The sequence below is a fragment of the Saccharothrix longispora genome (genome assembly GCF_031455225.1).
In the GTDB taxonomy this organism is placed as follows: domain Bacteria; phylum Actinomycetota; class Actinomycetes; order Mycobacteriales; family Pseudonocardiaceae; genus Actinosynnema; species Actinosynnema longispora.
The window spans coordinates 923369-948591 of record NZ_JAVDSG010000001.1 but is presented as its reverse complement, the minus strand read 5'-3'; the positions used below and the strand labels follow the sequence as shown (position 1 = coordinate 948591).

Here is a 25223-nt window from a genome sequence, read left to right as displayed (position 1 = left end):
CAGTCGGGATCAGGCGGTCGGCGTCCGTGCGACGCGTCTGGCTATCTCGGCGTCGAGCGGGCTCGTGTCCTCGCCGACCGGGTCCGACGGCGGCCACCACCGGAAGTCGAGGACTTCGTCGTTGACCAGCAGGCGGGGTGCGACCCGGAGCCGGGCCCGGTAGACGGCGATCAGCTCGTGGCGGTCCGGGGCGACGAGGTGGAACCCGGCCACCGCGACGGCCTCCACCCCCACCCCGCGGATGCCGGTCTCCTCGCGCAGCTCCCGGATCGCGGTCCGGCGCGTCGTCTCGCCGGGCTCACGCCCACCGCCCGGCAGCTCCCACTTCCGACGCCACGCGTCGAACACCAGGAGCACGGCACCCCCGTACTCGACCACCACCAGGGCGGCGGGCACGACATCCCGTCCACCCAGGCCCTCCAACTCCCCTTCGGAGATGCGGCGGAACCCCGTCAACGCGTTGCCCGCGCGGTCGCGTACCGGAAGCGGCTGCACAGCTCCCAGGCAACCGCGTCGACGGGCGCGGCGCATCGGGAATCACCCGCCCGGCGCCGTCGTCGGCACGGTGCGCGTCCGCCGTCGCCCACCGCTTCCGCGACATCGGCGGACGCGGCGCGCTACTCGTCGAGGAGCTGCTCGCGCAGGACGTCGGCGTGTCCGCAGTGCTGGGCGAGTTCGCGCAGCACGTGGAGGTACACCCAGCGCAGCGGGAGCGGACCGCGTCGGTTGCCGTGGACCAGGTCGTCCAGTCCCAGGGACGACGTCGCGCGGCGGGACGCCTCGCAGGCCGCGCGATGTGCTCGCCGGACGGTGGTGGTGGTGTCGGCGTCGTCGAGGACGAACGACTCGTCCGGTGTCGCGGAAATGCCGATCTCGGCGCGCGAGCGGCAGGTCACGGCTTCGTCGAACCAGACCTTCTCGACGAAGGTCGCGTGCTTCACCAGGCCCAGCAGCGTGGTCCGGGAGGGCACCAGCGATCGACGGGCCTGCTCCTCGGTCAGCCCGTCCAGGCAGCGGTCGAGCGCGCCGCAGTGCTCGTCGAGGAACGCCTCGAACTGGGCTCGCAGTGGCTGGTCGACTACGTCCTCGGCGGACGCCGCCGGGTCGGTGGACATGCGCGAAGCCTCCCAGACCGTCGGCTCGGAACGACGAGCGCACGTGGGCCGGGTCGTCGGTGGGCTAGCGTCCGGGTGTGCCCCCGGTCGCCGAAGGTCGCTACGTCCCCGATTCGTCCGCCGTCCTCGGTCAGCGGTCCGGCCTGGTCGGGTCGTTCTTCGTGTACCTGGCGCTGCTGTTCGCGGCCCTGGCGGGTCCTGCTTTCGCGGTGATCGGTTTCGTGGTCGAGGACGGCGTGCGGGCGATGGCGTGGACCGGCCTCGGGGTCACGCTGTTCATGACGCCGTTGGCCGTCTTCTTCTGGCGCGGGTTGGCCGCCGGCAGGAAGGCCGAGCGACGGGTGCGCGCGGTGGGGCTGCCCGCCGCCGCGGAGATCGTCGCGGTGACCAGGGCCTCGGTGGGAGAGGACTTCGGGGTCGAGTTGACCCTGCGCGTCAGCGGCACGGGCATCGCGCCGTTCGTGGGCCGCGTGACGTGCTTGGCCGAGGACGACCTGGTCGTCGGCACGGTGCTGCGGGCACTGGTGGACCCCGCGGACAACGCGTTCACCGTCGTCGGGCGTTGAGCGGGCGGTCCAGGACGTGATCGTGATCCGAAACGCGCCGCAGAGGCTGGTCGAAGGGCCTCACCCGTGTCCGGACGAGCGCGGGGCTTCGTCCGGAGCCGACGGGGCTGCGTCGGTACCGGTATGGGCGCGTTCCGTTGCCACGTGGTCCCGGGTCGCCGCCGGATGTCGACGGGCGGGTGTACCGGTGGTCGAACCGGGTCCAGGCCGACCAGGCAGCCTGCGCGAGCACGAATGCGGGCAGGTGGACCGCCAAGCCGCCGGTCGCGGTCCGCGTGTCCTCGGTGTCGGTCATGGCTGCCGTTCTCGTGGTCGGGCAGGTGGGATACGTTCCCGCCATGACCGAACCCGGCCCCGCCGCCTGGCCGGCCGCCCCGATCAGGACCGAGCGGCTCGTGCTCCGCCAGTCCGAGGCCCGGGACCGCGCGGCGCTCGTCGAACTGTTCGCCTCACCGGAGGTGGGCACCTACATCGGTGGTGCCCGGCCCCGTGACGAACTCGAACGCACGATGCCCGAGGTGCCCGGACGGCGCCCCGGTTTCTTCGTGGTCGACCTCGACGGGGCGGTGATCGGCATCGTCACGTTCGACCGGCGCGACCCGGAGCGTCCCGGTCCCTCCCGCCCGGACGCCGGGGAGGCCTGGCTCGGCTACCTGCTCCTGCCGGAGGCGTGGGGGCGCGGGTACGCCGCCGAGGCGTGCGCGGCGGCGCTCGGCTGGTTCGCCGGCGCGTTTCCCGGCGAGCAGGTGGCGCTCTGCACCCAGACCGCCAACGACCGCGCGATGCGCCTCGCGGCGAAGCTGGGGTTCACCGAGGTCGAGAGGTTCGAGGCGTACGGCGCCGAGCAGTGGTTCGGCGTGCGGTCCCCGGTCACCCCGTCCGGTCGGGTCCGCGCCGCCGTCAGTTGAACGGGTTGTCGTAGAACGCGCTGCGCGTGACCGTCTTCGTCCTGTTGGTCGCGCCGTCGTAGTACAGGCCTTCCAAGGTCAACTGGACGTTGTGCACCGTTCCGCCGTACGGGAAATCACGAGCGATGACGCCGGATTGGTAGACGTACTCGTGCGACGAGCCGTTCACGTCGATGCGGACTTTGCTGTCGACGTAGCTCGACTGGCGTTCCACGGTGACGTCCAACCGGAAGAGCGAGTTGCCGTTGTCGAATCGGATGGTGCCGGTCATGCGTCCCACCTGCGTCTCCGCCCCGGTGGACGAGTAGCCGCGAAGCTGGATGTTCACGGGTTGACCGGAATCGAGGGCGGCCTGCGCGGGGACCGCGGCCACTGTGGCGGACAACAGCGCGGCACCGAGGACTCCGGCCAGGCGTAACAGCACCTTCGACGTCATCGTTCCACTCCTGGGGTGACGGAAACGGAATCTCGGCACTCACCTTCGCACGGGGGCCGGGATTTGACAGTAAGCCGAACGGACGTGGGACGAACGTCCCCGAAACGAAAATCTTGCGCCGGTCCGACCGTGCGATCGGGGACCGCCCGCGCTCGACGCGGCCGAGGAACGAGCACGACGACACCCGCCCCGGTGGCCGCGACCCCGCGGACGCCCGAGCGTGACACGGCCCCACCCACCGGGCGGGGCCGTGTCACGTCGGACGGGGGCGATCGGTCCCGCCCCCTCCGGGGTGGGTCAGAGCAGACCCCTGCGGTAGGCGGCGACGAGCCGTCGGGGCACGGTGAGCTTGCGGCCGTCCAGGGTGGTGACCGGGACCAGGTCGGGCACCTCGGCCTTCCACTGCGAGCGGCGGTGGCGGGTGTTGCTGCGGGAGGTCCTGCGCTTGGGGACGGCCATCAGCGGTTCCTCTTCCCGTAGCGGCGGTTGAACTTCTCGACCCGGCCGGCGGTGTCCATGACGCGCTGGTTGCCGGTCCAGAACGGGTGCGAGTCCGAGGTGACGTCGACCGTGATGAGCGGGTAGGTGTTGCCGTCCTCCCACTCGACGGTGCGGTCCGACGTGGCCGTGGACCGGGTCAGGAACGCCTTGCCCGTGGACTGGTCCTGGAAGACCACCGGGTGGTAGTCGGGGTGGATGCCCTGCTTCACGCTTCCTCCATCTCGTCGTGCCACTCGGCGAACGGGTCGACGAACTCCAACTCGTCGGCGAGCGCCAGTTCTTCGTCGGTCACCAGCGCCTCGCGCAGTGCCGCCGTGATCCCCTCCGCCGGGGCGGAGGCCGTGATGACGACCAGTTCCTGCGACCGGTCGCCGTGCTCCGGGTCCCACGTCGCCGAAGCGGCGGCCCGCCGCTCGACCGGAAACCCCGACCAGTCGTCCACGGCGGCGAGCCACGGCCCGAGGTTGCCCACGCTCAGGCCGCCGCCCGCCGATTCCAGCCACAGGGCGGTGTCCGGTTGGCTGGCGACCCACACCCGGCCGCGGGTGCGCACGACGCCGTCGAACAGGACGTCGAGCGCCTCGTGCAGGCGCATCGGGTGGAACGGGCGCCGTTCGACGAAGTGGACGACCGCCACGCCGTGCGCCGGTTCCAGCGGCGGCTGCCCGTGCAGCAGCGTGCCGAAGCCGTCGTCGAAGCGCCCCCGGCGCGCGTCGTCGGGTACGGCGGCCAGCAGTTCCGCCGCGTCGAGCGCGTGCCGGTCGCGGCGCGGCGCGCGGGGGTTGAGCCGGTCGAGCACGGCGTCGAGGACGGGGTCGGTCCCGGCGCCGGTCAGCACCAGGGCGTCGGCGAACTCGGCCTGCCCCACGACGACCTGCGCCACGGTCCGGTCGTCGGCCTCGGCGGCGGCCAGGCCGCGGTCGGCCAGCGCGTCCTCACCCGTGGCGTCGGCCAGCCAGGCGGCCCGGTCCACCACGGTGACCACGGCCTCCACCCGCACGTCGACCTCGCGCAGGGCGAAGCAGACCGCTTCCGGCTCCAGCGCGGGGTCCAGGTGGACCACCACCCGGCCGCCGAGCCGCTCCAGCAGGGGCAGCAGGTCCAGCCGCAGGGTGCAGGAGACGCAGCCGTGCGCGAGTTCCAGCACGGTCAGCTCGCCGTCCACCCACCGGCGCACCACGCCACCGGCGAGGTCGCGCAGGTCGTGGCGCACGAGCACCGATCCGGGGCAGGCGCGCCAGAGCTCCTCCGCCACGTCGTGGTCCGCCAGGCCGGCCACCAGTACGACTTCTGTCCGCATGTGGGCTAGCCTAACGGAAACGATTGTCGTTTCGAAATGGAGGCTGGTGTGTCCTCACGGCACTGCCAGGTCACCGGGCGCAAACCCGGCTTCGGCAAGCAGGTCTCGCACAGCAACCGGCGCACGTCCCGCCGCTGGCTGCCCAACACGCAGCGCCGGAGGTACTGGCTGCCCTCGGAGAACCGGTTCGTCGTGCTCACGGTGTCCACCAAGGGCATCAAGACCGTGGACCGGCGCGGCGTCGAGTCCGTGGTCGCCGAGCTGCGCCGCCAGGGGGTGAAGGTCTGATGGCCAAGTCCACCGACGTCCGACCCATCATCAAGATGCGGTCCACCGCGGGTACCGGCTACACCTACGTCACCCGCAAGAACCGCCGCAACGACCCCGACCGGCTCGTGCTGCGGAAGTTCGACCCCGTCGTGCGCCGCCACGTCGACTTCAAGGAGGAGCGCTGATGGCCAAGAAGTCCAAGATCGCCAAGGACCGGCAGCGCCGGGAGGTCGTCGCCCGCCACGCCGAGCGGCGGCGCGAGCTGAAGGAGATCATCCGGCTCGACCCGGACCGCCGCGACGAGGCGCTGGCCGCGCTCCAGCGGCTGCCGCGCGACGCCAGCCCCACCCGCCTGCGCAACCGCGACGCCGTGGACGGCCGCCCCAGGGCCTTCAACCGCGCGTTCGGCCTGTCCCGCATCCGACTCCGCGAGATGGCGCACCGCGGCGAGCTGCCCGGCGTCAGCAAGTCCAGCTGGTAGGAGGAGACCGTGCCCCGCCCCGAACGCCCCGCCAAGCGCCGCGCCAACCTGCTGCACAAGGAGGGCATCGCCGACGTGGACTGGAAGGACACCGCGCTGCTGCGGAAGTTCATCTCCGACCGCGGCAAGATCCGCTCCCGCCGCGTCACCGGCCTGACCCCCCAGCAGCAGCGCCGGGTCGCCACCGCCATCAAGAACGCCCGCGAGATGGCGCTGCTTCCCTACCCCAGCCAAGGGCGTTGACCGACCGGGTGTGCTCCGCCGGGCCGGCGGAGCACACCCGGCCCTCCCGGAAAGGCCACGTGAGGGGTCCACGCGGCGGTGCCGGAATACAGCGTGTTAGCGCTAACCGGGCCGCGCTGCCCGCCCAGCGGTCTTGTCGGTGGCGGAAAACGTGCGCTACCGTCCCTCGGGAGCGCTCCCAGTCGCACCGACCCGGCATCCGGCACCGAGCACCACCCCCCTGCTCGCAAGGAGGCGGAGCATGGCTTCGCCGGCACGGACAGAGCCCGCGTCGCCCTCGTTCGGCCCCGGGCAGGCCACTTCCACGGATGACCACCGGTCTGCGCGACCCGGCGCACCTCCGCCGCCGCCGACAACACAGGAAACGAATTGTTTGTTAGCGATAACAAGATGATTCGCCCTGCATTCCGTGAGAGGACAACCATGCGAAAACCCTCCGCGACCAGGAGGAGCACCGTTGCCCGGCGGCGACTCGGAGCGGTGTTCGCGGTGGTGCTGTCGGGTCTCGGTGTCGTGGTCCCGGCACCCGTCGCGTCGGCCGCCACCGTGGACACCAGCGCCTCCTACGTGCTGGTCAACCGCAACAGCGGCAAGGTGCTGGACGTGTACGGGCGCGCCACGAACGACGGGGCGCGGATCTCGCAGTACACCCGCAACGACGGTGCGTGGCAGCAGTGGCAGTTCGTCGACTCGGGCGGCGGCTACTACCGGCTGAAGTCGCGCCACAGCGGCAAGGTGCTGGACTTCCCGTCCACCGCCGACCGCACCGGCCTGGTGCAGAACACCGACGCCAACCGCACGAGCCAGCAGTTCCGCCTCGCCGACTCCGACGGCGGCCACGTGCGCCTGCTCAACCGCGCCGCCGGCAAGGCGGTCGACGTGCTCGACTCCTCCACCGCCGACGGGGCGCGGGTAGTCCAGTGGCCCGACACCGGCGGTACCAGCCAGCAGTGGCGACTGGTCCGGCTCGGCACCGACACGACGCCGCCGACCGCGCCCGCCGCCCCCCGGACCTCGAACCTCACCTGCTCCTCGGTGACGCTGTCGTGGTCCGCCTCGACCGACGACGTCGGCGTGGCGTTCTACGACGTCTACCACGACGGGCAGCTCATGACCTCGGTGCCGGGCACGGCGCGGTCGGTCGACCTGACCGTCGTGCCGGGGGCCACCTGGGGGTTGTACGTCAACGCGCGCGACGCGGCAGGCAACGTCTCCCAGGCCAGCCCCACGGTCACCATCACCGTGCCGCAGTGCCAGGCCGACACCGTGCCGCCGACCACCCCCACCGGCGTGACGGCGACCGCGTCGGGCACCACGGTCGCGGTGCGCTGGTCGCCGGCCACCGACAACGTCGGCGTCACGGGCTACGAGGTCCTGCGCGACGGCACCCAGGTCGGCTCCACCACCGGCGCGACGACGACCTCGTTCACCGACAGCGGCCTGGCCGCGAACACCCGCTACGAGTACCGGGTGCGGGCGCGCGACGCGCAGGCCAACCGCTCCACCCCGAGCACCCCGGTCACGGTCACCACGGGCGCCGCCTGCGCCACGGCGCTGTGCTCGATCACCAGGGTCGCCACCGACACCGACCTGCCCTGGGGCCTGGCCACCCTGCCCGGCGGGCAGGTGCTCTACGGCCGCCGCGACGCCTTCGACATCGTCCGCCTCGACCCCGCGACCGGGGCGAAGACCAGCCTCGGACGCGTGCCGGGCGTGGCGGGGACCGACGGCGAGGGCGGTGTCCTGGGCATCGCCGTGGCGGCCGACTTCACGGCCGACCCGTGGGTGTACGTCATGCACACCAGCCCGACCGACAACCGGGTGGTGCGCATCCGCTACACCGGTGGCGTGCTCACGGGCACCCCGCAGGTGCTGCTCACCGGCATCCCGCGCAACAAGTACCACAACGGCGGCCGGCTGCGGTTCGGTCCGGACGGCAAGCTCTACGTCGCCACCGGTGACGGCCAGAACGGCACCTGGGCCCAGGACCTCGACAACCTCGCCGGCAAGGTCCTGCGCGTCAACCGCGACGGCACGGTCCCCGGCGACAACCCGTTCGGCACCCCGGTGTGGAGCTACGGCCACCGCAACCCCCAGGGCCTCGCCTTCGACTCGCGGGGCAGGCTGTGGGAGCAGGAGTTCGGCAACTCCGTCATGGACGAGACCAACCTGATCGTCCGGGGCGGCAACTACGGCTGGCCCGCCTGCGAGGGCACCACCGGGCGCTGCGACGAACCCGGCTTCATCGCACCCGAGCGCACCTACCCCGTCGCCGAGGCCTCGTGCAGCGGCATCGCCGTGGTCCGCGATGCCCTCTACCTCGCCTGCCTGCGCGGGGCCCGGCTCTACCGGGCGGAGATCACCGACGACGGCCTGGGCGACGTCCAGCAGTACCTCAACGGCACCTACGGGCGGCTGCGCACCGTGGAACCGTCCGCCGACGGCGGCTTGTGGCTGACCACCAGCACCCGCGGCGACAAGGACAGCGTCGCGAACAACAGCAACGAGAGCATCCTCAAGGTCGAACTCGGGCGGTGAGCAGGCCGCGGGGCGGGGCGGGTGTTCCGCCCCGCCCCGCGGTCTTCCCGATCACGGCGGGGCGTTGCCGCGGACCACCTCGGGAGACCGGGTCGTCGCGCGCTCGCCCCCGGTGCGCCACCAGTGGCGCGACGCCAGCGCGGCCGGCACGGCGCCGGCGGCGTTGACCAGCACGTCGTCCACCGAGGACACCCGGTCGAGCCGCAGCGCGTACTGCGCGGTCTCGACCAGGACCGAGCACCCCGCCGCGAGCGCCAGGACCTTCGGCGCGGAGGCGAACGCCGCGAACCGGATCGGGGCGGAGAACCCCGGCGCCGCGAAGACCGGCAGGTTGCCGCCGATCCCGAGCGGTCCCATCGTGAGCAGGTCCCGCAGCGGGACCAGGCTCACCCGACCGGGGACGGCACCGGCCCCGGCCCCGGCATCGTGGTCAGCCACACGAACGGCACCGTCCCGTGGACCACGCCCACCTCGGCCGGCGACAGCCGCCACGCCGACGTGACGCCGGCGGCGCGTCAGGAGCGGCCGCCGCACGGCGAACGCCGCCCCCGCCAGGCCGAGGACCGCCAGGCCGACGAGCACAGCCCGGCACCAGAGGGGAAAGGACTCCGGTTCACGCCCCCATTGGGGACCAGGCGCGGTTGCCAGGGCGTATGCGGTCGCGGATACGCCCGGCGACACGCGGAATCCCCGGGTCGCCGGGCGGCCGGCCCCGCGTCCGTCGAACGGGGTCCAGATCACACCGGGCGGATCTTCCGGGGTCATCGGCCGCCGGTTAGGTTAGGCCAGGCTAAACACACTTCGGGATTCCGAACCGGGGTCCCGCGCCCCCGAGGCGCTCCGTGTGCGGCACCGGCACCGGTGCCTTGCCTCGATGAAAGGGGTTGTCCCGTGCGCTCACGCCGCCTGCGGGTCGGGGCCGTCGCCATCGCCTCCGCCGCCGTGATGGTCCTCGGCGCCTGTTCGTCCACCAGCGCGACCGGCGGTGACGCGGCCGCGCCCGGTCCGTCCGCAGCCGCCGGGGACTCGTTCCCGGTCACCGTCGAGCACGCGCTCGGGTCGACCACGATCCCCGAGAAGCCCGAGCGGATCGCCACCGTCGCGTGGGCCAACCACGAGGTGCCGCTCGCGCTGGGCATCGTGCCGGTGGGGATGGCCAAGGCCAACTTCGGCGACGACGACACCGACGGCATGCTGCCCTGGGTGTCCGAGAAGCTCCAGGAGCTGAAGGCCCCGACGCCGGTGCTGTTCGACGAGACCGACGGCATCGACTTCGAGGCGGTGGCCGACACCAAGCCCGACGTCATCCTGGCCCCGTACTCCGGCCTCACGCAGGAGGACTACACCACGCTGAGCGCGATCGCCCCCGTGGTGGCCTACCCGAAGACGGCGTGGGCGACGCCGTGGCGCGACAGCATCAGGCTGAGCAGCAAGGCGATCGGCCGGTCCGCCGACGGCGACGAGCTCATCTCCGACATCGAGAAGCGGATCGACGACGTCAAGGCGAAGTACCCGCAGCTCCAGGGCAAGTCGACGATGTTCATGACGCACTTCGACACCACGGACCTGAGCCAGGTCGGCTTCTACACAACGCACGACACCCGCGCGATGTTCTTCGAGGACCTCGGCCTGACCACGCCGGGCAGCATCGCCCGGGCGTCGGCGACCACCGACAAGTTCTCGCTGCGGCAGAGCACGGAGCAGATCGACGCGTTCGACGACGTGGACATCGTCGTCGGGTACGGCGACGAGGAGGTGGGCCGCGCCCTGGCCGCCAACCCGCTGCTGTCCAAGATGCGCGCGGTCGCCAACGGCTCGGTCGTGATGCTGTCCGGCTCCGGCCCCGCCGGCACGGCCGCCAACCCGACGCCCATGTCGGTGTCGTGGGTGCTGGACCAGTACGCCGGCCAGCTCGCGGCCGCCGCAGACAAGGTCAAGTGACCGCGACGACCGACCGGACGACCCCGGCTGCCGCCACCGCGCGGCACCCGGGGCGTGTCCGGGCGTCGTGGCTGCTGGTCGTGCTGGTCGCCCTGTTCGCGGCCATGATCGCCTCGGTGGTGCTCGGCGCGCGCGACGTCTCGGTGTCCGACGTCCTCGCGGGCGTGCGCGGCGCGCAGGACACCCTCGCCCGGGCCGCCGTCGCGCAGCGCGTCCCCCGCACGCTCCTGGCCGCGCTGGTCGGGGCGGCGCTGGGCCTGGCCGGCGCGGTCATGCAGGGCGTGACCCGCAACCCGCTGGCCGACCCCGGCATCCTCGGCGTGAACATGGGCGCCTCGCTGGCCGTGGTGACCGGCATGGTCTCGTTCGGACTGGCCGACCCCACCTCCCACGTCTGGGTGGCCATCCTCGGCGCGGCGGCGGCCGCGGTGTTCGTCTACGCCGTCGGGTCGCTGGGTCGCGGCGGCCCCACACCGCTCAAGCTCGCCCTCGCGGGCGCGGTCACCTCGGCCGCGCTGGTGTCGCTGATCAGCGCGGTGGTGCTGGCGCGCGGCGACATCGCGTCCACCTTCCGGTCCTGGCAGGTCGGCGGCGTCGGCGGCGGCTCCTTCGACCGGATCACGCAGGTGCTGCCGTTCCTGGTCGTCGGCGCGGTCGTGTGCGCGATCACCGCGCGCGGGTTGAACTCGTTGGCGCTGGGCGACGACCTGGCCGCCGGGCTCGGCGAGCGGGTCGCGCTCATCCGCCTCGGCGCCTCGGCCGGCGCGGTCGTGCTGTGCGGCGCGGCGACCGCGGCGGCGGGCCCCATCGGGTTCGTCGGCCTGGTCGTGCCGCACCTGTGCCGGCTGCTGGTCGGGGTGGACCACCGCCGGCTGCTGCCGTTCTCCGCCCTGGGCGGCGCGGTGCTGCTGACCTCCGCCGACGTCGTCGGCCGCCTCGTGGCCCGGCCGGAGGAGATCGACGTCGGCATCATCACCGCGCTCGTCGGGGCGCCGTTCTTCATCTGGATCGTCCGCCGGCAGAAGGTCCGAGCGCTGTGAACGCCACTCCCCCCGTCCTCTCGACCGTCGACCTCGTGGTCCGGACGAGGGTCCGCCAGGCCCGGCGCCGCCGCGCCGTGATCGCGGTGCTCGCGGTGCTCGTCCTAGTGTCCATGGCGGTGTCGCTCATGGTCGGCGGGCGGTTCTACCCGCCGGGTGACGTGCTCGCCGTGATCCTCGGGGAGCAGGTGCCCGGCGCGTCGTTCACGGTCGGGCGCCTGCGGTTGCCGCGCACGGTGCTGGCGGCGCTCGTCGGGCTCGCCTTCGGCCTCGGTGGCGTGACCTTCCAGAGCATGTTGCGCAACCCGCTGGCCAGCCCGGACGTGATCGGCGTCAGCGCGGGCGCCAGTGCCGCCGCCGCGTTCGCGATCGTCACGCTCTCGCTGTCCGGCGCCCTCGTCGAGGTGGCCGCCATCGTCGCGGGGCTCGGCGTCGCGCTGCTGATCTACCTGCTCTCCTACCGGGACGGGGTCGCGGGCACCCGGCTGATCCTGATCGGCATCGGCATCGCCGCGGTGCTGGACAGCGTGATCAACTGGGTGCTCAGCGGCGCCGGCCAGTGGGACCTCCAGCAGGCGCTGCGGTGGCTCACCGGCAGCCTCAACGGCGCCGCCTGGTCGGACGTCGTGCCGGTCCTGTGCGCCGTGGTCGTCCTCGCCCCGCTGCTGCTGGCCCAGACCCGGCGGCTGGCCGCCATGCAGCTCGGCGACGACGCGGCCTCGGCGCTCGGCGTGCGCCTCGACGTCACCAGGATCGTCGTGATCGTCTGCGCGGTCGGGCTGATCTCGTTCGCGACGGCGGCCACCGGGCCGATCGCGTTCGTCGCGTTCCTGTCCGGGCCGATCACCGCCAGGCTGGTGGGGCCGAGCGGGTCGCTGATGCTCCCGGCGGCGCTGGTCGGCGCGCTGCTGGTGCTCGTGGGCGATTTCGCCGGCCAGTTCCTGCTGGGCGCGCGGTACCCCGTCGGCGTCGTCACCGGCGTGCTCGGCGCGCCGTACCTGATCTACCTCATCATCCGCACCAACCGCGCCGGAGGCTCGCTGTGACCACCACCCGCACGCTCGCGGTGGAGGAGTTGACCATCGGCTACGGCGACCGGGCGGTCATCACCTCACTGGACCTGGTGGTGCCGCCCGGCGGGATCACGGTGATCGTCGGCGCGAACGCCTGCGGCAAGTCGACGCTGCTGCGCTCGATGTCCCGGCTGCTCGCGCCGAAGTCCGGTCGCGTGCTGCTCGACGGGAAGCTCGTGCACCGCATGCCCGCCAAGGAACTGGCCCGCACGATGGGCCTGCTGCCCCAGTCGCCGCTGGCCCCGGAGGGCATCACGGTCACCGAGCTCGTCGGCCGGGGCCGCCACCCGCACCAGGGCGTCCTGTCGCGCTGGAGCAGGGAGGACGACGAGGCCGTGGCGGCGGCACTGGAGGCGACCGCGACGGTGGACCTGGCCGACCGGGCCGTCGACGAGCTGTCCGGCGGCCAGCGGCAACGGGTGTGGATCGCGATGGTGCTGGCGCAGCGGACCGACCTGCTGCTGCTCGACGAGCCCACGACGTTCCTGGACGTGAGCCACCAGATCGAGGTGCTGGACCTGCTGACCGACCTCAACCGGTCGCGCGGCACGACCATCGTCATGGTGCTGCACGACCTCAACCTGGCAGCGCGCTACGCGGACCACCTCATCGCGCTGGCCGGCGGTGGTCTGCACGCGGCGGGGACGGCCGAGGAGGTCCTCACCGCCGAGGGCGTGCGCGCCACCTTCGGGCTCGACTGCCGGGTCATCGTCGACCCCGTGTCCGGCAAACCGCTCATGCTCCCGATGGGCAAGCACCACACCCGCGTCGCCGTCGACGACCCGGAACCGGCGCGGTGACACCTGCTCCGGGTAGTGTCGGAGGCGGTGCGACGAGCCGAACCGACGCAGGCGCACCGGGCTGAGGCAGACGGACCGGGCTGAGGCGGACGAACGGAGCTGGGGCAGTGGACGCGGAGCGGGAACCAGTGGTCGACGCCGAGATCGTCGCGGACGACGCGCCCCGGCACGCGGTGCCAGCCGGTGACTACGGCGAGGACGGGGTGCCCACCTTCGAGCACGTCCGCGACCGCATCGAGAACCGGGTCGCCACCGGCATCGGGGCCGAGGAACTCGCCCACGCCACCCCGGAGGCCCAGTCGGTCGAGGACCGGTTCGAAGCGCGCCGGCAGGCGGGCCTCGACAAGCTGGAGGAGATCCGCCGCTCGATGCGCGGCGACGCCTGAGCGCCCCTGCCATCCGGGACCGCTCGTCCTGCTCCACCTGATCACCCCGCGTCCCCGGTCGGCAAAGGGGACGACAGCCCGCGGACGCGGGGCTACCGTCCGACGCATGCACGGACACCCCACCCCGCTCACGTGGCGGCCGCTCACCCCGGAGGACGCCAGGGCGTCGGCCGACCTCCTCAACGCCATCGAGGCCGTCGACCGGATCGGCGAGCACTACACCGAGCAGGACACCCTCCAGGAACTGGTCGACCCCTGCGCGGACCTGGAGCGCGCGAGCCTCGCCGCGTTCGACGGCGAGGTGATGGTGGGCTACGTGAAGATCCGCCACAAGCCCACCGCGGACGAGGTGCACCGGGTCTTCCTGGACGGCGGGGTGCACCCCGCCCACCGCGGCCGGGGCGTCGGCGCCGCGCTCGTGGACGCGGGGGTGGCCGCGGCGAAGGTGGTGCACGCGCTGCACCACCCGGGGGCGAAGCTCGTGGTCGACGTCCACAAGTGCGAGCACATCGCCGGCGTGGCCGACCTCGTCGGCTCCCGGGGTTTCGCGCCGGTCCGCCACTACCTGCGCATGGAGCACCCGCTCGGTGACGCGGTCCCCGACACGGCGGTCCCCGACGGGCTGCGCGTCGAGCCGTGGTCCGAGCGCGTCGACGAGGACTTCCGGTCGGTGCGCAACGAGTCGTTCCGCGACCACTGGGGCGCGACGCCGATGCCCGTGGACTCCTGGCGGAACAAGGTCGTCAACCAGACGTTCCGCCCCGAGGTGAGCTTCCTGCTCCGCGACGTCGCGACCGGGACCCCCGTGGGCGTGCTGGTGACCCTGTGCTGGGAGGCGGACACGGTGGCCACCGGCGTCCGCGACGCGCACTTCACGATCGTCGGGACGCTCCCGGGGCACCGGCGTCGGGGCGTTGCCGGAGCGCTGGTCGGGCACGCGCTGCGGGTCGCCGAGGACCGGGGCTACGACCGGGCGAGCCTGAGCGTGGACTCGGCCGGTTCTTCCGGGGCGCCGACCCTCTTCGGGAAGGCCGGTTTCACACCGACGACGCGGTACGTGCGCTGGGCCCTGGAGGTCTGACCGCGCGTCGCGCCTCGCCGCGTCCGTCCGTCCGAAGAGGACACCGGAGCGATGGCGCCTGCGGGGGCGCCCCCGTGCCGCCACGGCCGCCGCGTGAACGGGAAGGCGCGCTGCCGCGCTGCCGCGGAACGGGCGATCACGGCTCGACGGCGACCACCGCACGGGCCGTTGTCGACAGGTCCACCCGGCCTCCGAAATGAGACGGCCGGCGTCACCGGGACTTCGTGCGCGGTGTTGACCGGCGCTCACGCGCGTCGGCAGACTTGCGCGGTGATCGCCCGGAATCGCCCGAGAGCGGATCTTCCCCCTCGCCTCGGCCGGCCGGGACCTCCGGAGGAGAGCTTTCGTGGGTAGCTCGTTGCGCTGCACCGTGATCATCCCGACCTACAACAGGAGGCGATTACTGGAACTGACGCTCGACGCGCTCGCCAAGCAAGACCTGCCGCGTGACCGGTTCGAGGTGCTGGTCGTCGACGACGGCTCCGGCGACGGCACGGAAGCGGCGGTGCGGGGGTTCGGGGACCGCCTCGATCTCCGGTACTTCCACCAGCCCGATGAGGGCTACCGGGTCGCGCGGGCGCGCAACATCGGCATCCGGCACGCCCGCGGCGAGGTCTGCGTCTTCGTCGACTCCGGTGTGCTGCTCCACTCGGCGAGCCTGAGCGCGCACGTCGCCGCCCACGAGGCCGCCGCGGAACCGTTGGCGCTGAACGGGTACGTGTACTGCTTCAACCTCGACAACGAGGACGCCCGGCTCATCCGCGAGGTCGTGGACGTCGACGACGTCGACTCGACCACCGCGCACCTGGCCCGGACGGCGTCGTGGCCGGACGTGCGCGAACCCTTCTACACCCGGCACTCCGACGACTTCGGCCACCTCCCGGCCCCCTGGTTGATGTACTGGACCTGCCACGCGTCCGCGCGCACGGAGCAGGTGCGCTCGGTCGGCATGTACGACGAGGCGTTCCGGCAGTGGGGCGGGGAGGACCTCGACCTCGCCTATCGGCTGCACCGCGACGGCGCCCGGTTCGGCGTGCTCCGGGAAGCCGCCTCCATCCACTACCCGCACGAGAAGGACCACGGCGAGAACAGCAGGTCCGCCCTGGAGAACTACCGCTACATCGTGGACAAGTACCGGACCCCGATCATCCGGCTGCTGGTCGAGGAACCCCCGATCCGCTTCTCCGCGTTCAACGACGTCGTCGCGGAACGCGGTCTGCCCCGGTGCGGCGAGCACCTGGCGCGGTCGGGGTCGTCGGGGGGATGACCGGCATCGGGAACCGCTCCTGGGTGCGCGCCGCGCGCGAGCAGTGGGCCGCACGACGGGACATCGCCCGGCTGCTCCCCCGCGCCGGAGGTCCGCTGGTCGCCGCCTCGGTGGGGGTGAACCTGCTGCTGGGCTGTCTGCCGGTGGTGTTCACCGTGGCGACGGCGGTGGTGCTCGGGCGGGTCCCCGCGGCCGTGGACACGGGGTTGGACTCCGGCGCCTGGGACTCGCTGGTGGCGGTGTTCGGCGTCGCGGCCGGCGCGTTCGTCGCCAGGCAGTTGCTCTCCCCGGTCGAGCGGGCCCTGGGCGAGTTGGCGGCGCGCCGCGTCGACGGCCTGGTGTTCGACGAGCTGATGGCCGCGTCGCTGCGCAGCCCGGGCCTCGGCCCGCTGGAGGACCAGCGGGCGCTCGACGCGCTCCGGACCGCCGCGCGCGAGGTGGAGTTCGGCGTGCAGAGCCCCGGCCGGGCGGCCACCGGCCTGCTCGCGCTGATCGCGCGGTACACCGAGCTGACCGGTCAGGCGGTGGCGGTGGGGCTGGTGTTCTCGTGGCCCGCGGCGGCGGCGCTGGTCGTCACCGTGCTGCTGTTCCGCCACGGCCAGCGCGGCGGGTTGCGCCGGTACGCGAGGAGCCGGTCCCTGCTCGCCGCCGAACAACGCGAGATCGACTACCTGCGCGAGCTGGCCGGCGGAGCCTCCGCCGGCAAGGAGATCCGGGTCTTCGGCCTGGCCGACTGGCTGCGGGGGCGCCTGCGGGACGCCCACCTCCGCTTCCTCGCGCCCCTCTGGGCCGAGCGCCGCGCCATCTACCTGTGGCCGTTCGTCCGGCTCTCGGTCGTGGGCCTCGCGGTCACCTGCGCGGTGTTCGCGGCGCTCGGCGCGACGGCGCACGGGATGACGCTCACCGGGTTCGTCCTCGTCGCGACGGCGACGCTGAGCCTGCTGCGGTTGGCCGAGCACTACCCGGAGGCGGACCTGCCGACCGCGATCGGCATGCGGGCGCATGACGCGGTGCGGCGGTTCGCCGAGCACGTCGCCGAGCACGACGCCGAGCACGACGAGGCCCCCGGCCCCGCGCCGCGGCGGGCCGTGCCCGAGCCGGTGGGCGTCATCCGGTTCGAGCGGGTGGCCTTCCGCTACCCCGGTCAGCCGCGGGCGGTGTTCGACGGCCTGGACCTGACGATCCCGGTCGGTCGCCGCACGGCGATCGTCGGCGTCAACGGCGCGGGCAAGACCACCCTGGTCAAGCTGCTCGCCAGGCTCTACGAGCCGACCTCCGGCCGGATCACGCTGGACGGCGTCGACATCCGCGCGTTCCCGGTCGACGAGTGGCGGGCCGGGATCGGCGTGATCTTCCAGGACTTCGTGCGGTACGAGTCCTCGGTCGCGGACAACGTCGGGTTCGGCGCCGTCGACGCGCTGGACGACCGGGCGACGATCCGCGAGGTCGTCGACTCCGTCGGCCTGGCGGACGCCGTGGCCCGCCTCCCGCAGGGGCTGGACACGCCGTTGGCGCGGCACCTCACCGGCGGCGCGGAGCTGTCCGGCGGCCAGTGGCAGCGCGTCGCGCTCGCGCGGGCCCTGTTCGCGCTGCGCCACGGCGCGCGGGTCGTGGTGCTGGACGAACCGACGGCGAGCCTGGACGTGCGCGCGGAGGCCGGCTTCTTCGAGGAGTTCGCCGACCTCGCCGAGGGCGCCACCACCCTGCTGATCTCCCACCGGTTCTCGACCGTGCGGCACGCCGACGTCATCGTCGTCCTGGAGCACGGCCGGGTCACCGAGCAGGGCGGCCACGCGGAGCTGCTGGCCCGCGGCGGGCGCTACGCGGAGCTGTTCCGGCTCCAAGCCGACCGGTTCGTCGACGCGGTGGAGGGGTCGGTCCGGTGAGGGTCCTGCTGACCGGCGCGCGGACCATGATCGCCACGGCGTGGCGGTCGGACCCGCGCAAGACGGCGGTGGCGGTGGCCCTGATGGCGGCCGGCGCCGTCGCCGCGCCGCTGCTGGCCGCCGCGCTCGGGTGGATGACCCGCGAGGTCGTCGCGGGCGCGCCGGGACGCGCGGTGCTCGCCGGGGTGGTCGTCGCCACGCTGGCGGTGGCGGTGCTGGCGTTCTCGCACTTCGCGCACCTGGCCTACTACGAGCTGGCCGAGCTGGCCGAGCTGGACTTCGACGAGCGGGTGGTCGAGGTGTCGAACGGTTCGGCCGGCATCGAGCACCACGAGCGGGCCGAGCACGCCGACACGTGGACCGTGCTGCGGCAGGAGGGCAGGCGGTTCCGGACCGGGCTGGAAGCGCTGCTCAACGGGGCCGGCCTGTTCCTCGCCGTGGTGCTCACGGCGGTCCTGCTGGCCGGGCGGAACCCGCTGCTGCTGTTGCTGCCCGTCGCGGCGGTGCCGCCCCTGCTCGCCGGCCGCGCGGCCGAGCGGGTGCTCGACCGGGCGAGGACGGCGACCGCCGAGCCGACCAGGGCGGCGCTCAACCTGTTCCACCTGGCCACGTCCGCCCGCCTGGCCGGCGAGCTGCGGGTGTCCCGGGTCCAGGGCGAGCTGCGCGCCCGGCACGGCCGGCTGTGGGCGGAGGCGACGCGGGGCCTGTGGCGCGCGCAGCTCACCGCGACGTGCCTGCGCGCGGCGGGGCAGGTCGTCTTCGCGGTCGCGTACGTCGCGGGCGTGCTGCTCGTGGTGCGCGACGCGATGGCCGGGCGGCGCGGCGTCGGCGACGTCGTGCTGGTGATCGTGCTCGCCGCCCAGGTCAACCAGCAGGTCGCCACGGCCGTCTCCCTCCTCCAGGACCTCCAGCGGATGGCGGGCGCGTACCGGCGACTCGCCGAGGTCACCGCGTCGGTGGCGGCGGACGCCCCGGCTCCGCGCCGCGGTTCGCCGCCCCGGCGGCTGCACGACGGGATCACGCTCGACGGCGTGGCGTTCACCTATCCCGGCACCGACGCCCCCGTGCTGCACCGGGTGGACCTGCACCTCCCCGCCGGGGCCACCGTCGCGGTCGTCGGCGGGAACGGCGCCGGCAAGTCGACCCTGGTCAAGCTGCTCTGCGGGTTCTACCGGCCCTCCGAGGGCCGGGTCCTGGTCGACGGGGCGGACCTGCACGGCACACGGGTCGACGAGTGGCGCGCGCGGATCGCCGCCGGGTTCCAGGACTTCGTCCGGTACGAGTTCCCGGTCCAGGAGGTCGTCGGCCTGGGCGACCTGCCCAGGGTGTCGTCGGAACCGGCCGTGCTCGCGGCGCTGGACCGCGCGGACGCCGCCGGCGTGCCGGCCGACCTGCCCGACGGCCTGCGCACCCACCTCGGCAAGAGCTACGCGGACGGCGTGGAGCTGTCCGGGGGCCAGTGGCAGAAGCTGGCGCTCGGCCGGGCGCTGATGCGCGAGGAGCCCCTGCTCCTGGTCCTCGACGAGCCGACGTCGGCGTTGGACCCCGAGGCGGAGCACGCCCTGTTCCAGCGGTACGCCGAGCACGCGAAGCGGGTCGCCGCCCGGACCGGCGGGATCACCGTCTTCGTGTCCCACCGGTTCTCCACGGTGCGCTCGGCCGACCTGATCGTCGTGGTCGAGGACGGCCGGGTGGTGGAGACGGGCGACCACGCGGCGCTCACCGCCGCCGGGGGCCTGTACGCGGAGCTGTTCGCGCTCCAGGCGAAGGCGTACGGCTGAGCGTCCCGGTGCCCGCCGCAGTGGCGGCCGCAGTGGGCCGTCGCAGTGGGCCGTCGCCGGGTCAGGACGCGGCACGGGTGCGCGACGCCCGCCACATGGTGTGCTCGCGGCTGATCGCCTCCTCCGCGTCGGCGACCTCCGCCGCCCAGGTGGCCTCGTCGGTCACCAGCAGCTCCAGCCGCTCCTTGACGATGCCCAATTCCTGGGAGGCGTAGGCGTAGGCGCGGGCCAGCGTGGAGTACTGCTTCGTGCCCGACCACGCCGCCGCGGCGGCGATCAGCGCGCCCGCGACACCCGCCAGGTCGAAGCCGATGACGCCGAAGGCCCTGGCGAAGGCGGCGACGATGCCCGCGGTGGCGAAGGCGTAGAGGACCTGCTGCGCCCGTCGCGCCTTGCGGCCGTTGTCGTCGGACTTGCTCGCGTACCAGGCTTCCTGGTCCCGGATGCGGCGCTCGACGTAGGTGTCCCTGCGCGTCGCCAGGTCCGCCGCGCGCAGGTCGCGCATGGCGGGGCTGATGGTGGGGCGGCCGGGCAACGTGATGCCGCTGTTCGGGCCGTCCTTGAGCAGCGCGGCCATCTCGCCGACGAAGCGCAGGGTCACCTCGCGTTCGTCCCCGCCGAGGGGGAAGGGCGAGCCGCCGACGGCGTAGCGCCAGCCCATGCTCTTCGCCGACTCGGCCAACGCCCGGCCGTCGTACCACGTGGCCTCCGGCGAGCTGCCGCGGAAGTGTAACTCGACCAGCAGCATGACCAGCAGTGACACACCCGTGCCCACGGCGGCGACGTCGACCTCGCCGGCCTTGAGGGCGAACACGCCGAACACCGCCGCGAGGACGGCGAGCACCAGGCGGGCACCCAGCGCGTGCAGGTAGGCCCGCTGGCCGCGCTGCGACATCGCATCGGCCATGTGGAACAGGGCGGGCAGGTCGTCGTCGGTCAGCGTTCTCTTCTCCGTCGGCACGCGCTCTCCGTTCGGTAGTCAGGACGGGCAGGTGGGTCGGTGGTCCAGGTCGGGCACGAACCGGCGCCACTCGTCCTCGTCCAGGCCGCCGCCGGCCACGGCGCAGGCCAGCCGGACCTCGCGGTCCCGCAGGTCGAGGAGTGGCGCCAGGTCCCAGAGGGTGGCCGAGGCGTGCCGGGCGTCGACGCTGTTGCCGCCCGTCATCAACGAACGGCCGTCCGGCGCGAAGGCGACCGCCGTCACGGCCCGCTCCCGGGTCTGGGACAGGTGTCCGACCGGGTGGACGCGGGGCAGGTCGGTGAGGTCCCAGAGCATCAGGCTCGCGGGTCTCCCGTCCAGTTCGTCGCCGGTGGTGGCCAGGGTCCGGCCGTCCGGCGCGAAGGCGATCGCGCCGACCTCGCCGCCGTGGCCGACCAGCGGACGACCGATGCGGACGGGGTTCCGCGGGGTCGAGACGTCCCACAGGACCACTTCGCCGTCGGAGCTGTCCTGGAGGCTGCGCGTGCCGAAGCCGGCGGCCAGGGTGCGGCCGTCGGGCGAGAACGCCACGGCCTTGATCCGGCCGGGCCCGTCGCTGAGCGGAGGTCCCGCCTGGCGAGGGCTGCGGGGATCGGTGAAGTCCCACAGCAGCAGCGAGGGCCTGTCCGACGCCGAGTCCCCGCTTCTGCCGACGGCGAGGAGCGTGCCGTCGGGCGAGAAGTCGACCGCCGCCACCATTCCCGAGGCGCTCTGCCCGCCCACCACGACGGTGTTGACCTTCAGGGGGGCGGTGGCGTCCGCGACGTCCCACGTCTCCACGATCGCCGTGGACCCCTGGTTCGCGCCACCGTCGCGAATCCCGTACGTCCGGCCCCCGACGGCGAGCGCCCGCCCGTCCGGTGCGAAGCCGAGGGCGGTCACCGAGTGGAAGTCCGGTTCGGGCAGCTCGGCGACCAGGCGCGGGTCGGCGGGGTCGGAGAGGTCCCGGAGGAACACGGCCGGCTCGTCAGCGGACGTCCTGCCCGCCACGGCGACGAGGCGCCCGTCGGGCGACATGGCCACCGCCGTCGTCGGGAACCGCCCGTCCCCGTGCCCGACCGTCGACGTCCTCGTGGGGCGGTCCGGCGCGCTCACGTCCCACGTGCCGAGCGTGGCCTCGTCGTCGCCGATGACCAGCGTCCTGCCGTCGAAGGCCGATGCCACGCCCACGACGTGGTGGAAGTCGGAGGTCGCACCGCCCGCGACGTTCCCGACCGGGAGTGGGGCACCCCGGCCACCGACGTGCCAGAGGAAGACGTCCCGGCCGTCGTTGGTGATCAGCGTGCGCCCGTCGGGCGAGAACGAGAGGGAGACGACGCCGTCGGTGTGCCCGGTCAGCGTGCCGACCGGGACGGGGTCCTCGGGCCGTTTGATGTCCCACAGGAGCACCGCACGGTCGGGGCCACCACTCGTGGCCAGCGTCGTGCCGGCGCGGTCGATCGCCGCCGTCATGGCGGTGGTGCGCGTCCCAGGCAGGGGCTGTCCGAGCGGGCGGGGGTCGGTGCGGTCCCGGACGTCGATCAGCAGGGTCGAGACGTGCGTGTCCCCCTGCGGTCCGCTCCCACCCGCGACGAGCAGGTCGCCGCTCGCCGAGAACAGCAGCGTCCCGATCCGGCCGCCGGAGTCGAACCGCGAGGTGCTCGACCGCGTGGCACCCGAGGGGGAGGAGAGGTCCCACAGCGTGAGCCGCATGTCGGCGGAGACGCCTGTCCGCTCGCCGTCGCCGACGGCAAGCGTCCGGCCGTCGGGGGAGAGCGCCAGGGACAGGGCGGACGACCCCGGGTCGAGTTCGTGGCGGACCGAGGGACCGGCCCGATCACCGAAGTCCCACACGAGGACCGCGGTGGCGTTGCCGGTGACGCCCGCCATCGCGAACGTCCGCGAGTCGCCGGAGAACGCCATCGCACCGACACCCGTCAACGTGGTGGAGCGCGTCGCGACCCTCGTCGGCCGGAGGAGGTCTGCGACGTCCCACACGTCGAACTCCTGGACCTGCCCGGGTTCGGTGGTCAGCAGCACGACCAGGGTCCTGCCGTCGGGGGACGGGAGGGGTCTGCCCCGGCTCTCCAGGGTCGTCAACTTCGCGGGGGTGTCCGCGCGCACGTCCCACAGCGTCACGACGTCCTGGTCGTTCAGCACGACCGTCCGCCCGTCGGGCAGGAACGCGGCGCTCCCCTCCCGGAACCGGTCCGGCACCCGGCCGTCCAGCCTCGTGGTGGTCAGCAGCCGGCGCAGGACAGCGAGCGACTCCGCGCCGGGGTGGACGTCGTGCGAGGCGATCCCCAGGCGGAGCGCGGTGCGGGGGTCGCGGGCCACCGCACCGGTCGCCAGCGCCGCCAACTCACGCCCGACGGCCTCGCGCCGCCCCTGCTCGGCGACGGCCCGCTGCTCGTCGGCCACGCGGGCGTTCCGGGAGGCGATGACGGCCGCCGTCCCCGCGAGGAGCGCCAGGACAGCGAGCAGGATCGTGCCCGCCGTCGCCACCCGCCGCGTCGTCCGGTGCCGCTTGAGGTCCTCCCCCGCGATGTCCTCCTTGGAGGTGTGCCGCAGGGTCGCCGCGAGGTCGGCCACGACGTCCTGGAACACGGGCGTCCGGGACGACAGGTGCCGCTCCTCGCGCACGGCCCGCAGGTCCACCCACCGGGGTTCCTCCGCGAACGCGCCGCGCAGGGCGGGTGGCACGCACGTGGTGCCGACCGTGAAGTCCCTGCGCTCCCGGTCCCAGGCGATCTCGCCGCCCGTGACGACGACCAGGACGTTCGCCGCCGATCCCCGGCTCGCCAACCAGTGGGCCACCTCCCGGTCGACCCACACCGACGCCGCGGCCTCCGGCGAGGCCAGCAGGATGAAGAACTCCGCCCCGTCCAACCCGGCCCGGATCGAGGACCACAGCCCGGGGCTCGCGGACAGGCTGTCGTCGTCGCGGAAGATCCTCAGCGCGCCGCGCTTGTACCAGGGCTTCGCGAAGACCCGCAGGCTCCTCGCCAGGGCCGGCGCGAGCTTGCCGTCGACCGCGCGGCTGTAGGAGAGGAACGCCGCGTAGTCCCGACGCGGGTCCTCCGGCGGTCCCGTCCTGTCGTCGTCCGGTAATCGGGTGGGAGAAGGCACGGGTGCTCCTGTGACGTGCGGCGTCGGCTCTGGGCCGGGGTGCTCGGGGATCGGCGCGCGCGGCCGCGCGGCGCCCCTGCGGATCGACCACGACCACCCCCGTCCGCGGAACGCCCTCCCCCGCGGACAGGCTACGGCGACCCGGCGATGCCGTGCCGGCTTCCGCCCGATCCGGTGTCAGTGGCCCGTCAACTCCATGACCAGCAGCAGGAGCGAGAACGCGAGCTGGGCCGCGCCGACGACCCAGCCCGCGACGGCGGTCCAGTCGAGCCGGTAGACCCGGTCCGTCGCGGTGGACAGCAGGCCGAGGGTGACGGCGACCGCCGCGACCCCGGGGCTCCCGACCGGGACCAGCCAGCTCAGCAGTGCCAACCCGAACGAGAGGGGGCCGAACCAGGCGGCCTTGCCGGGGCGGTCCTTCACCGGCCGACTGCGGGGCAGGTCGTGCACGACACCTCCGGAGCGCGACGTGGCGCTGACACGTGCGCGCCGACCACCGTGGCCTCCACGCTATCGTGCGCGCCGTCGTGCCGCCGTGAGCGGACCGCGAGCGGGTGCGCGGTCGAATGACCGGATCGGTCCGCGGAGATCGGGCGGGACCGGGGCGGCGTCCGGCAGGGTCGAGGTCGAAGGAGGCCCCGTGATCCCGGAGCTCAACCGGCTCGTCGACCTGGTCGAGGAGCGGCTCACCGACGAGTTCGACGTCGGCGCGCTCGCCGGAACGCTCGGCACGACCGAGTACCACCTGCGCCGGATGTTCTCGTCGTTGGCGGGCATGCCGCTGTCGGAGTACGTGCGCCGGCGGCGGATGACCGTGGCCGCCGGCGACGTGGTGCGCGGAGAGGACGACCTGCTGGGCATCGCCGTGCGGTACGGCTACGGCTCGACCGAGGCGTTCGGCCGGGCGTTCCGGGCCGTCCACGGCGTCGGTCCCCGGGACGTCCGCCGGGACGGTGGCCCCCTTCGCTCACAACCGCAGCTCAGGTTCCGCCTGACCGTCGAAGGGAACACCCCCGTGGACACCCGCCTCGTCGACCGACCCGCGTTCCGGCTCATCGGGCACGCCGCCCGCGTCCCGCTCGTCCACCACGGCGCCAACCCGCACATCCAGCGGCACATCGCCGCCCTGCCCCCGGAGGAGCACCTGCGGCTCAAGGCGCTCGGTGACACCGAGCCCGCCGGGCTGCTCCAGGTCTGCGACGACCTCGACCCCGACAGCGCCGAGGGCAGTGAACTGACCTACCTGCACGGGGTCGCCGTCTCCGCGGGCGCGCCCGTCCCGGACGACCTCGACGCCATCGGGGTGCCGGCCGGCCGGTGGGCGGTCTTCCGCAGCGCCGGGCCCCACCCGCGGGAGTTGCAGAGGACCTGGGCGGCGACCGCGACGGACTGGTTCCCCGCCAACCCGTGGCGCCTGCGGCCGGGTCCGTCGATCGTCGCGGTCCTCGACCGCGCCGAGGACTTCGGCACCGCGACCTGCGAGCTGTGGCTGCCCGTCGAACCGGCGTGACGGCCGTGCCCGT

Annotated in this window: 27 protein-coding genes; 17 read left to right on the top strand and 10 right to left on the bottom strand. The window is 73.6% G+C overall.

Annotation, left to right across the window (positions count from 1 at the left end):
* Nucleotides 1–9: 9 nt before the first annotated feature.
* Both J2S66_RS04200 and J2S66_RS04195 read right to left on the bottom strand, forming a co-directional pair.
* Nucleotides 10–495 carry an NUDIX hydrolase gene (locus J2S66_RS04200; protein ID WP_310304006.1) on the bottom strand — a complete coding sequence of 162 codons (486 nt, stop codon included), beginning with the start codon at nucleotides 493–495 and terminating at the stop codon, nucleotides 10–12.
* 122 nt (nucleotides 496–617) lie between these two features.
* Nucleotides 618–1115 (bottom strand): DinB family protein, encoded by a 498-nt coding sequence (locus J2S66_RS04195; RefSeq protein WP_310304003.1) that lies wholly within the window; start codon nucleotides 1113–1115, stop codon nucleotides 618–620.
* Nucleotides 1116–1192: 77 nt separating this feature from the next.
* Between J2S66_RS04195 and J2S66_RS04190 the strand changes: the two genes are divergently transcribed.
* Both J2S66_RS04190 and J2S66_RS04185 read left to right on the top strand, forming a co-directional pair.
* Nucleotides 1193–1681 carry a hypothetical protein gene (locus J2S66_RS04190; RefSeq protein ID WP_310304001.1) on the top strand — a complete coding sequence of 163 codons (489 nt, stop codon included), beginning with the start codon at nucleotides 1193–1195 and terminating at the stop codon, nucleotides 1679–1681.
* A 338-nt stretch (nucleotides 1682–2019) separates the two neighbouring features.
* Nucleotides 2020–2589: a GNAT family N-acetyltransferase gene (locus J2S66_RS04185; protein ID WP_310303999.1), complete on the top strand. Its 570-nt coding sequence runs from the start codon at nucleotides 2020–2022 to the stop codon at nucleotides 2587–2589.
* Here J2S66_RS04185 and J2S66_RS04180 read toward each other — a convergent pair.
* From J2S66_RS04180 to mrf, 4 genes are all read right to left on the bottom strand, one after another.
* A complete protein-coding gene (locus tag J2S66_RS04180; RefSeq protein ID WP_310303997.1) occupies nucleotides 2582–3025 on the bottom strand; it encodes a hypothetical protein in 444 nt (147 codons plus the stop codon). The two genes, J2S66_RS04185 and J2S66_RS04180, sit on opposite strands and share 8 nt — an antisense overlap.
* A gap of 297 nt (nucleotides 3026–3322) precedes the next feature.
* The gene (gene rpmF / locus J2S66_RS04175) at nucleotides 3323–3484 is read right to left on the bottom strand and encodes a 50S ribosomal protein L32 (RefSeq protein WP_310303995.1); all 162 of its coding nucleotides are present in this window, start codon (nucleotides 3482–3484) and stop codon (nucleotides 3323–3325) included.
* On the bottom strand, nucleotides 3484–3735 hold the full coding sequence (locus J2S66_RS04170; RefSeq protein WP_310303993.1) for a type B 50S ribosomal protein L31: 252 nt from the start codon (nucleotides 3733–3735) through the stop codon (nucleotides 3484–3486). Before J2S66_RS04170 ends, rpmF begins: the two co-directional genes overlap by 1 nt.
* Nucleotides 3732–4826 carry a ribosome hibernation factor-recruiting GTPase MRF gene (gene mrf / locus J2S66_RS04165; protein WP_310303991.1) on the bottom strand — a complete coding sequence of 365 codons (1095 nt, stop codon included), beginning with the start codon at nucleotides 4824–4826 and terminating at the stop codon, nucleotides 3732–3734. Before mrf ends, J2S66_RS04170 begins: the two co-directional genes overlap by 4 nt.
* A 48-nt stretch (nucleotides 4827–4874) precedes the next feature.
* On the opposite strand from mrf, the gene rpmB reads away from it, so the two are divergent.
* From rpmB to J2S66_RS04140, 5 genes are all read left to right on the top strand, one after another.
* On the top strand, nucleotides 4875–5114 hold the full coding sequence (gene rpmB, locus J2S66_RS04160; RefSeq protein WP_310303989.1) for a 50S ribosomal protein L28: 240 nt from the start codon (nucleotides 4875–4877) through the stop codon (nucleotides 5112–5114).
* On the top strand, nucleotides 5114–5281 hold the full coding sequence (rpmG, locus tag J2S66_RS04155; protein ID WP_053715063.1) for a 50S ribosomal protein L33: 168 nt from the start codon (nucleotides 5114–5116) through the stop codon (nucleotides 5279–5281). Before rpmB ends, rpmG begins: the two co-directional genes overlap by 1 nt.
* Nucleotides 5281–5577, top strand: coding sequence for a 30S ribosomal protein S14 (rpsN, locus tag J2S66_RS04150; RefSeq protein ID WP_310303985.1), 297 nt, complete (start codon nucleotides 5281–5283; stop codon nucleotides 5575–5577). Before rpmG ends, rpsN begins: the two co-directional genes overlap by 1 nt.
* A gap of 9 nt (nucleotides 5578–5586) precedes the next feature.
* The gene (gene rpsR, locus J2S66_RS04145; protein WP_310303983.1) at nucleotides 5587–5820 is read left to right on the top strand and encodes a 30S ribosomal protein S18; all 234 of its coding nucleotides are present in this window, start codon (nucleotides 5587–5589) and stop codon (nucleotides 5818–5820) included.
* 480 nt (nucleotides 5821–6300) lie between these two features.
* On the top strand, nucleotides 6301–8358 hold the full coding sequence (locus J2S66_RS04140; protein ID WP_374726185.1) for a PQQ-dependent sugar dehydrogenase: 2058 nt from the start codon (nucleotides 6301–6303) through the stop codon (nucleotides 8356–8358).
* A gap of 51 nt (nucleotides 8359–8409) precedes the next feature.
* Here J2S66_RS04140 and J2S66_RS04135 read toward each other — a convergent pair whose 3' ends face one another.
* Complete coding sequence (locus J2S66_RS04135; RefSeq protein ID WP_310303979.1) at nucleotides 8410–8796, bottom strand: VanZ family protein; 387 nt, start codon at nucleotides 8794–8796, stop codon at nucleotides 8410–8412.
* Nucleotides 8797–9249: 453 nt separating this feature from the next.
* On the opposite strand from J2S66_RS04135, the gene J2S66_RS04130 reads away from it, so the two are divergent.
* The 9 genes from J2S66_RS04130 to J2S66_RS04090 all read left to right on the top strand — a co-directional run bounded on the left by J2S66_RS04130 (nucleotide 9250) and on the right by J2S66_RS04090 (nucleotide 19613).
* A complete protein-coding gene (locus tag J2S66_RS04130) occupies nucleotides 9250–10299 on the top strand; it encodes an iron-siderophore ABC transporter substrate-binding protein (protein ID WP_310303977.1) in 1050 nt (349 codons plus the stop codon).
* Complete coding sequence (locus tag J2S66_RS04125; protein ID WP_310303975.1) at nucleotides 10296–11339, top strand: FecCD family ABC transporter permease; 1044 nt, start codon at nucleotides 10296–10298, stop codon at nucleotides 11337–11339. The genes J2S66_RS04130 and J2S66_RS04125 overlap by 4 nt, the downstream gene beginning before the upstream one ends.
* Entirely contained in the window at nucleotides 11336–12385 is a 1050-nt protein-coding gene (locus J2S66_RS04120; protein WP_310303973.1) for a FecCD family ABC transporter permease, read from the top strand. Before J2S66_RS04125 ends, J2S66_RS04120 begins: the two co-directional genes overlap by 4 nt.
* Nucleotides 12382–13212, top strand: coding sequence for an ABC transporter ATP-binding protein (locus tag J2S66_RS04115; protein ID WP_310303971.1), 831 nt, complete (start codon nucleotides 12382–12384; stop codon nucleotides 13210–13212). Before J2S66_RS04120 ends, J2S66_RS04115 begins: the two co-directional genes overlap by 4 nt.
* Before the next feature lie 107 nt (nucleotides 13213–13319).
* The gene (locus J2S66_RS04110; RefSeq protein WP_310303969.1) at nucleotides 13320–13598 is read left to right on the top strand and encodes a hypothetical protein; all 279 of its coding nucleotides are present in this window, start codon (nucleotides 13320–13322) and stop codon (nucleotides 13596–13598) included.
* Nucleotides 13599–13704: 106 nt separating this feature from the next.
* Nucleotides 13705–14679, top strand: a complete 975-nt coding sequence (locus J2S66_RS04105; protein ID WP_310303967.1) for a GNAT family N-acetyltransferase — start codon at nucleotides 13705–13707, stop codon at nucleotides 14677–14679.
* A 346-nt stretch (nucleotides 14680–15025) separates the two neighbouring features.
* On the top strand, nucleotides 15026–15946 hold the full coding sequence (locus J2S66_RS04100) for a glycosyltransferase family 2 protein (protein WP_310303965.1): 921 nt from the start codon (nucleotides 15026–15028) through the stop codon (nucleotides 15944–15946).
* Nucleotides 15943–17832 carry an ABC transporter ATP-binding protein gene (locus J2S66_RS04095; protein WP_310303963.1) on the top strand — a complete coding sequence of 630 codons (1890 nt, stop codon included), beginning with the start codon at nucleotides 15943–15945 and terminating at the stop codon, nucleotides 17830–17832. The genes J2S66_RS04100 and J2S66_RS04095 overlap by 4 nt, the downstream gene beginning before the upstream one ends.
* Entirely contained in the window at nucleotides 17829–19613 is a 1785-nt protein-coding gene (locus J2S66_RS04090) for an ABC transporter ATP-binding protein (protein ID WP_310303958.1), read from the top strand. Before J2S66_RS04095 ends, J2S66_RS04090 begins: the two co-directional genes overlap by 4 nt.
* 61 nt (nucleotides 19614–19674) lie before the next feature.
* On the opposite strand, the gene J2S66_RS04085 is transcribed toward J2S66_RS04090, so the two are convergent.
* The 3 genes from J2S66_RS04085 to J2S66_RS04075 form a co-directional block, all read right to left on the bottom strand.
* A complete protein-coding gene (locus J2S66_RS04085; RefSeq protein WP_310303956.1) occupies nucleotides 19675–20574 on the bottom strand; it encodes a DUF4231 domain-containing protein in 900 nt (299 codons plus the stop codon).
* Between the two features lie 18 nt (nucleotides 20575–20592).
* On the bottom strand, nucleotides 20593–23700 hold the full coding sequence (locus J2S66_RS04080) for a toll/interleukin-1 receptor domain-containing protein (RefSeq protein WP_310303954.1): 3108 nt from the start codon (nucleotides 23698–23700) through the stop codon (nucleotides 20593–20595).
* A 177-nt stretch (nucleotides 23701–23877) separates the two neighbouring features.
* Nucleotides 23878–24150 (bottom strand): hypothetical protein, encoded by a 273-nt coding sequence (locus J2S66_RS04075; RefSeq protein WP_310303952.1) that lies wholly within the window; start codon nucleotides 24148–24150, stop codon nucleotides 23878–23880.
* Nucleotides 24151–24340: 190 nt separating this feature from the next.
* On the opposite strand from J2S66_RS04075, the gene J2S66_RS04070 reads away from it, so the two are divergent.
* A complete protein-coding gene (locus J2S66_RS04070; RefSeq protein ID WP_310303950.1) occupies nucleotides 24341–25210 on the top strand; it encodes an AraC family transcriptional regulator in 870 nt (289 codons plus the stop codon).
* Nucleotides 25211–25223 lie beyond the last annotated feature (13 nt).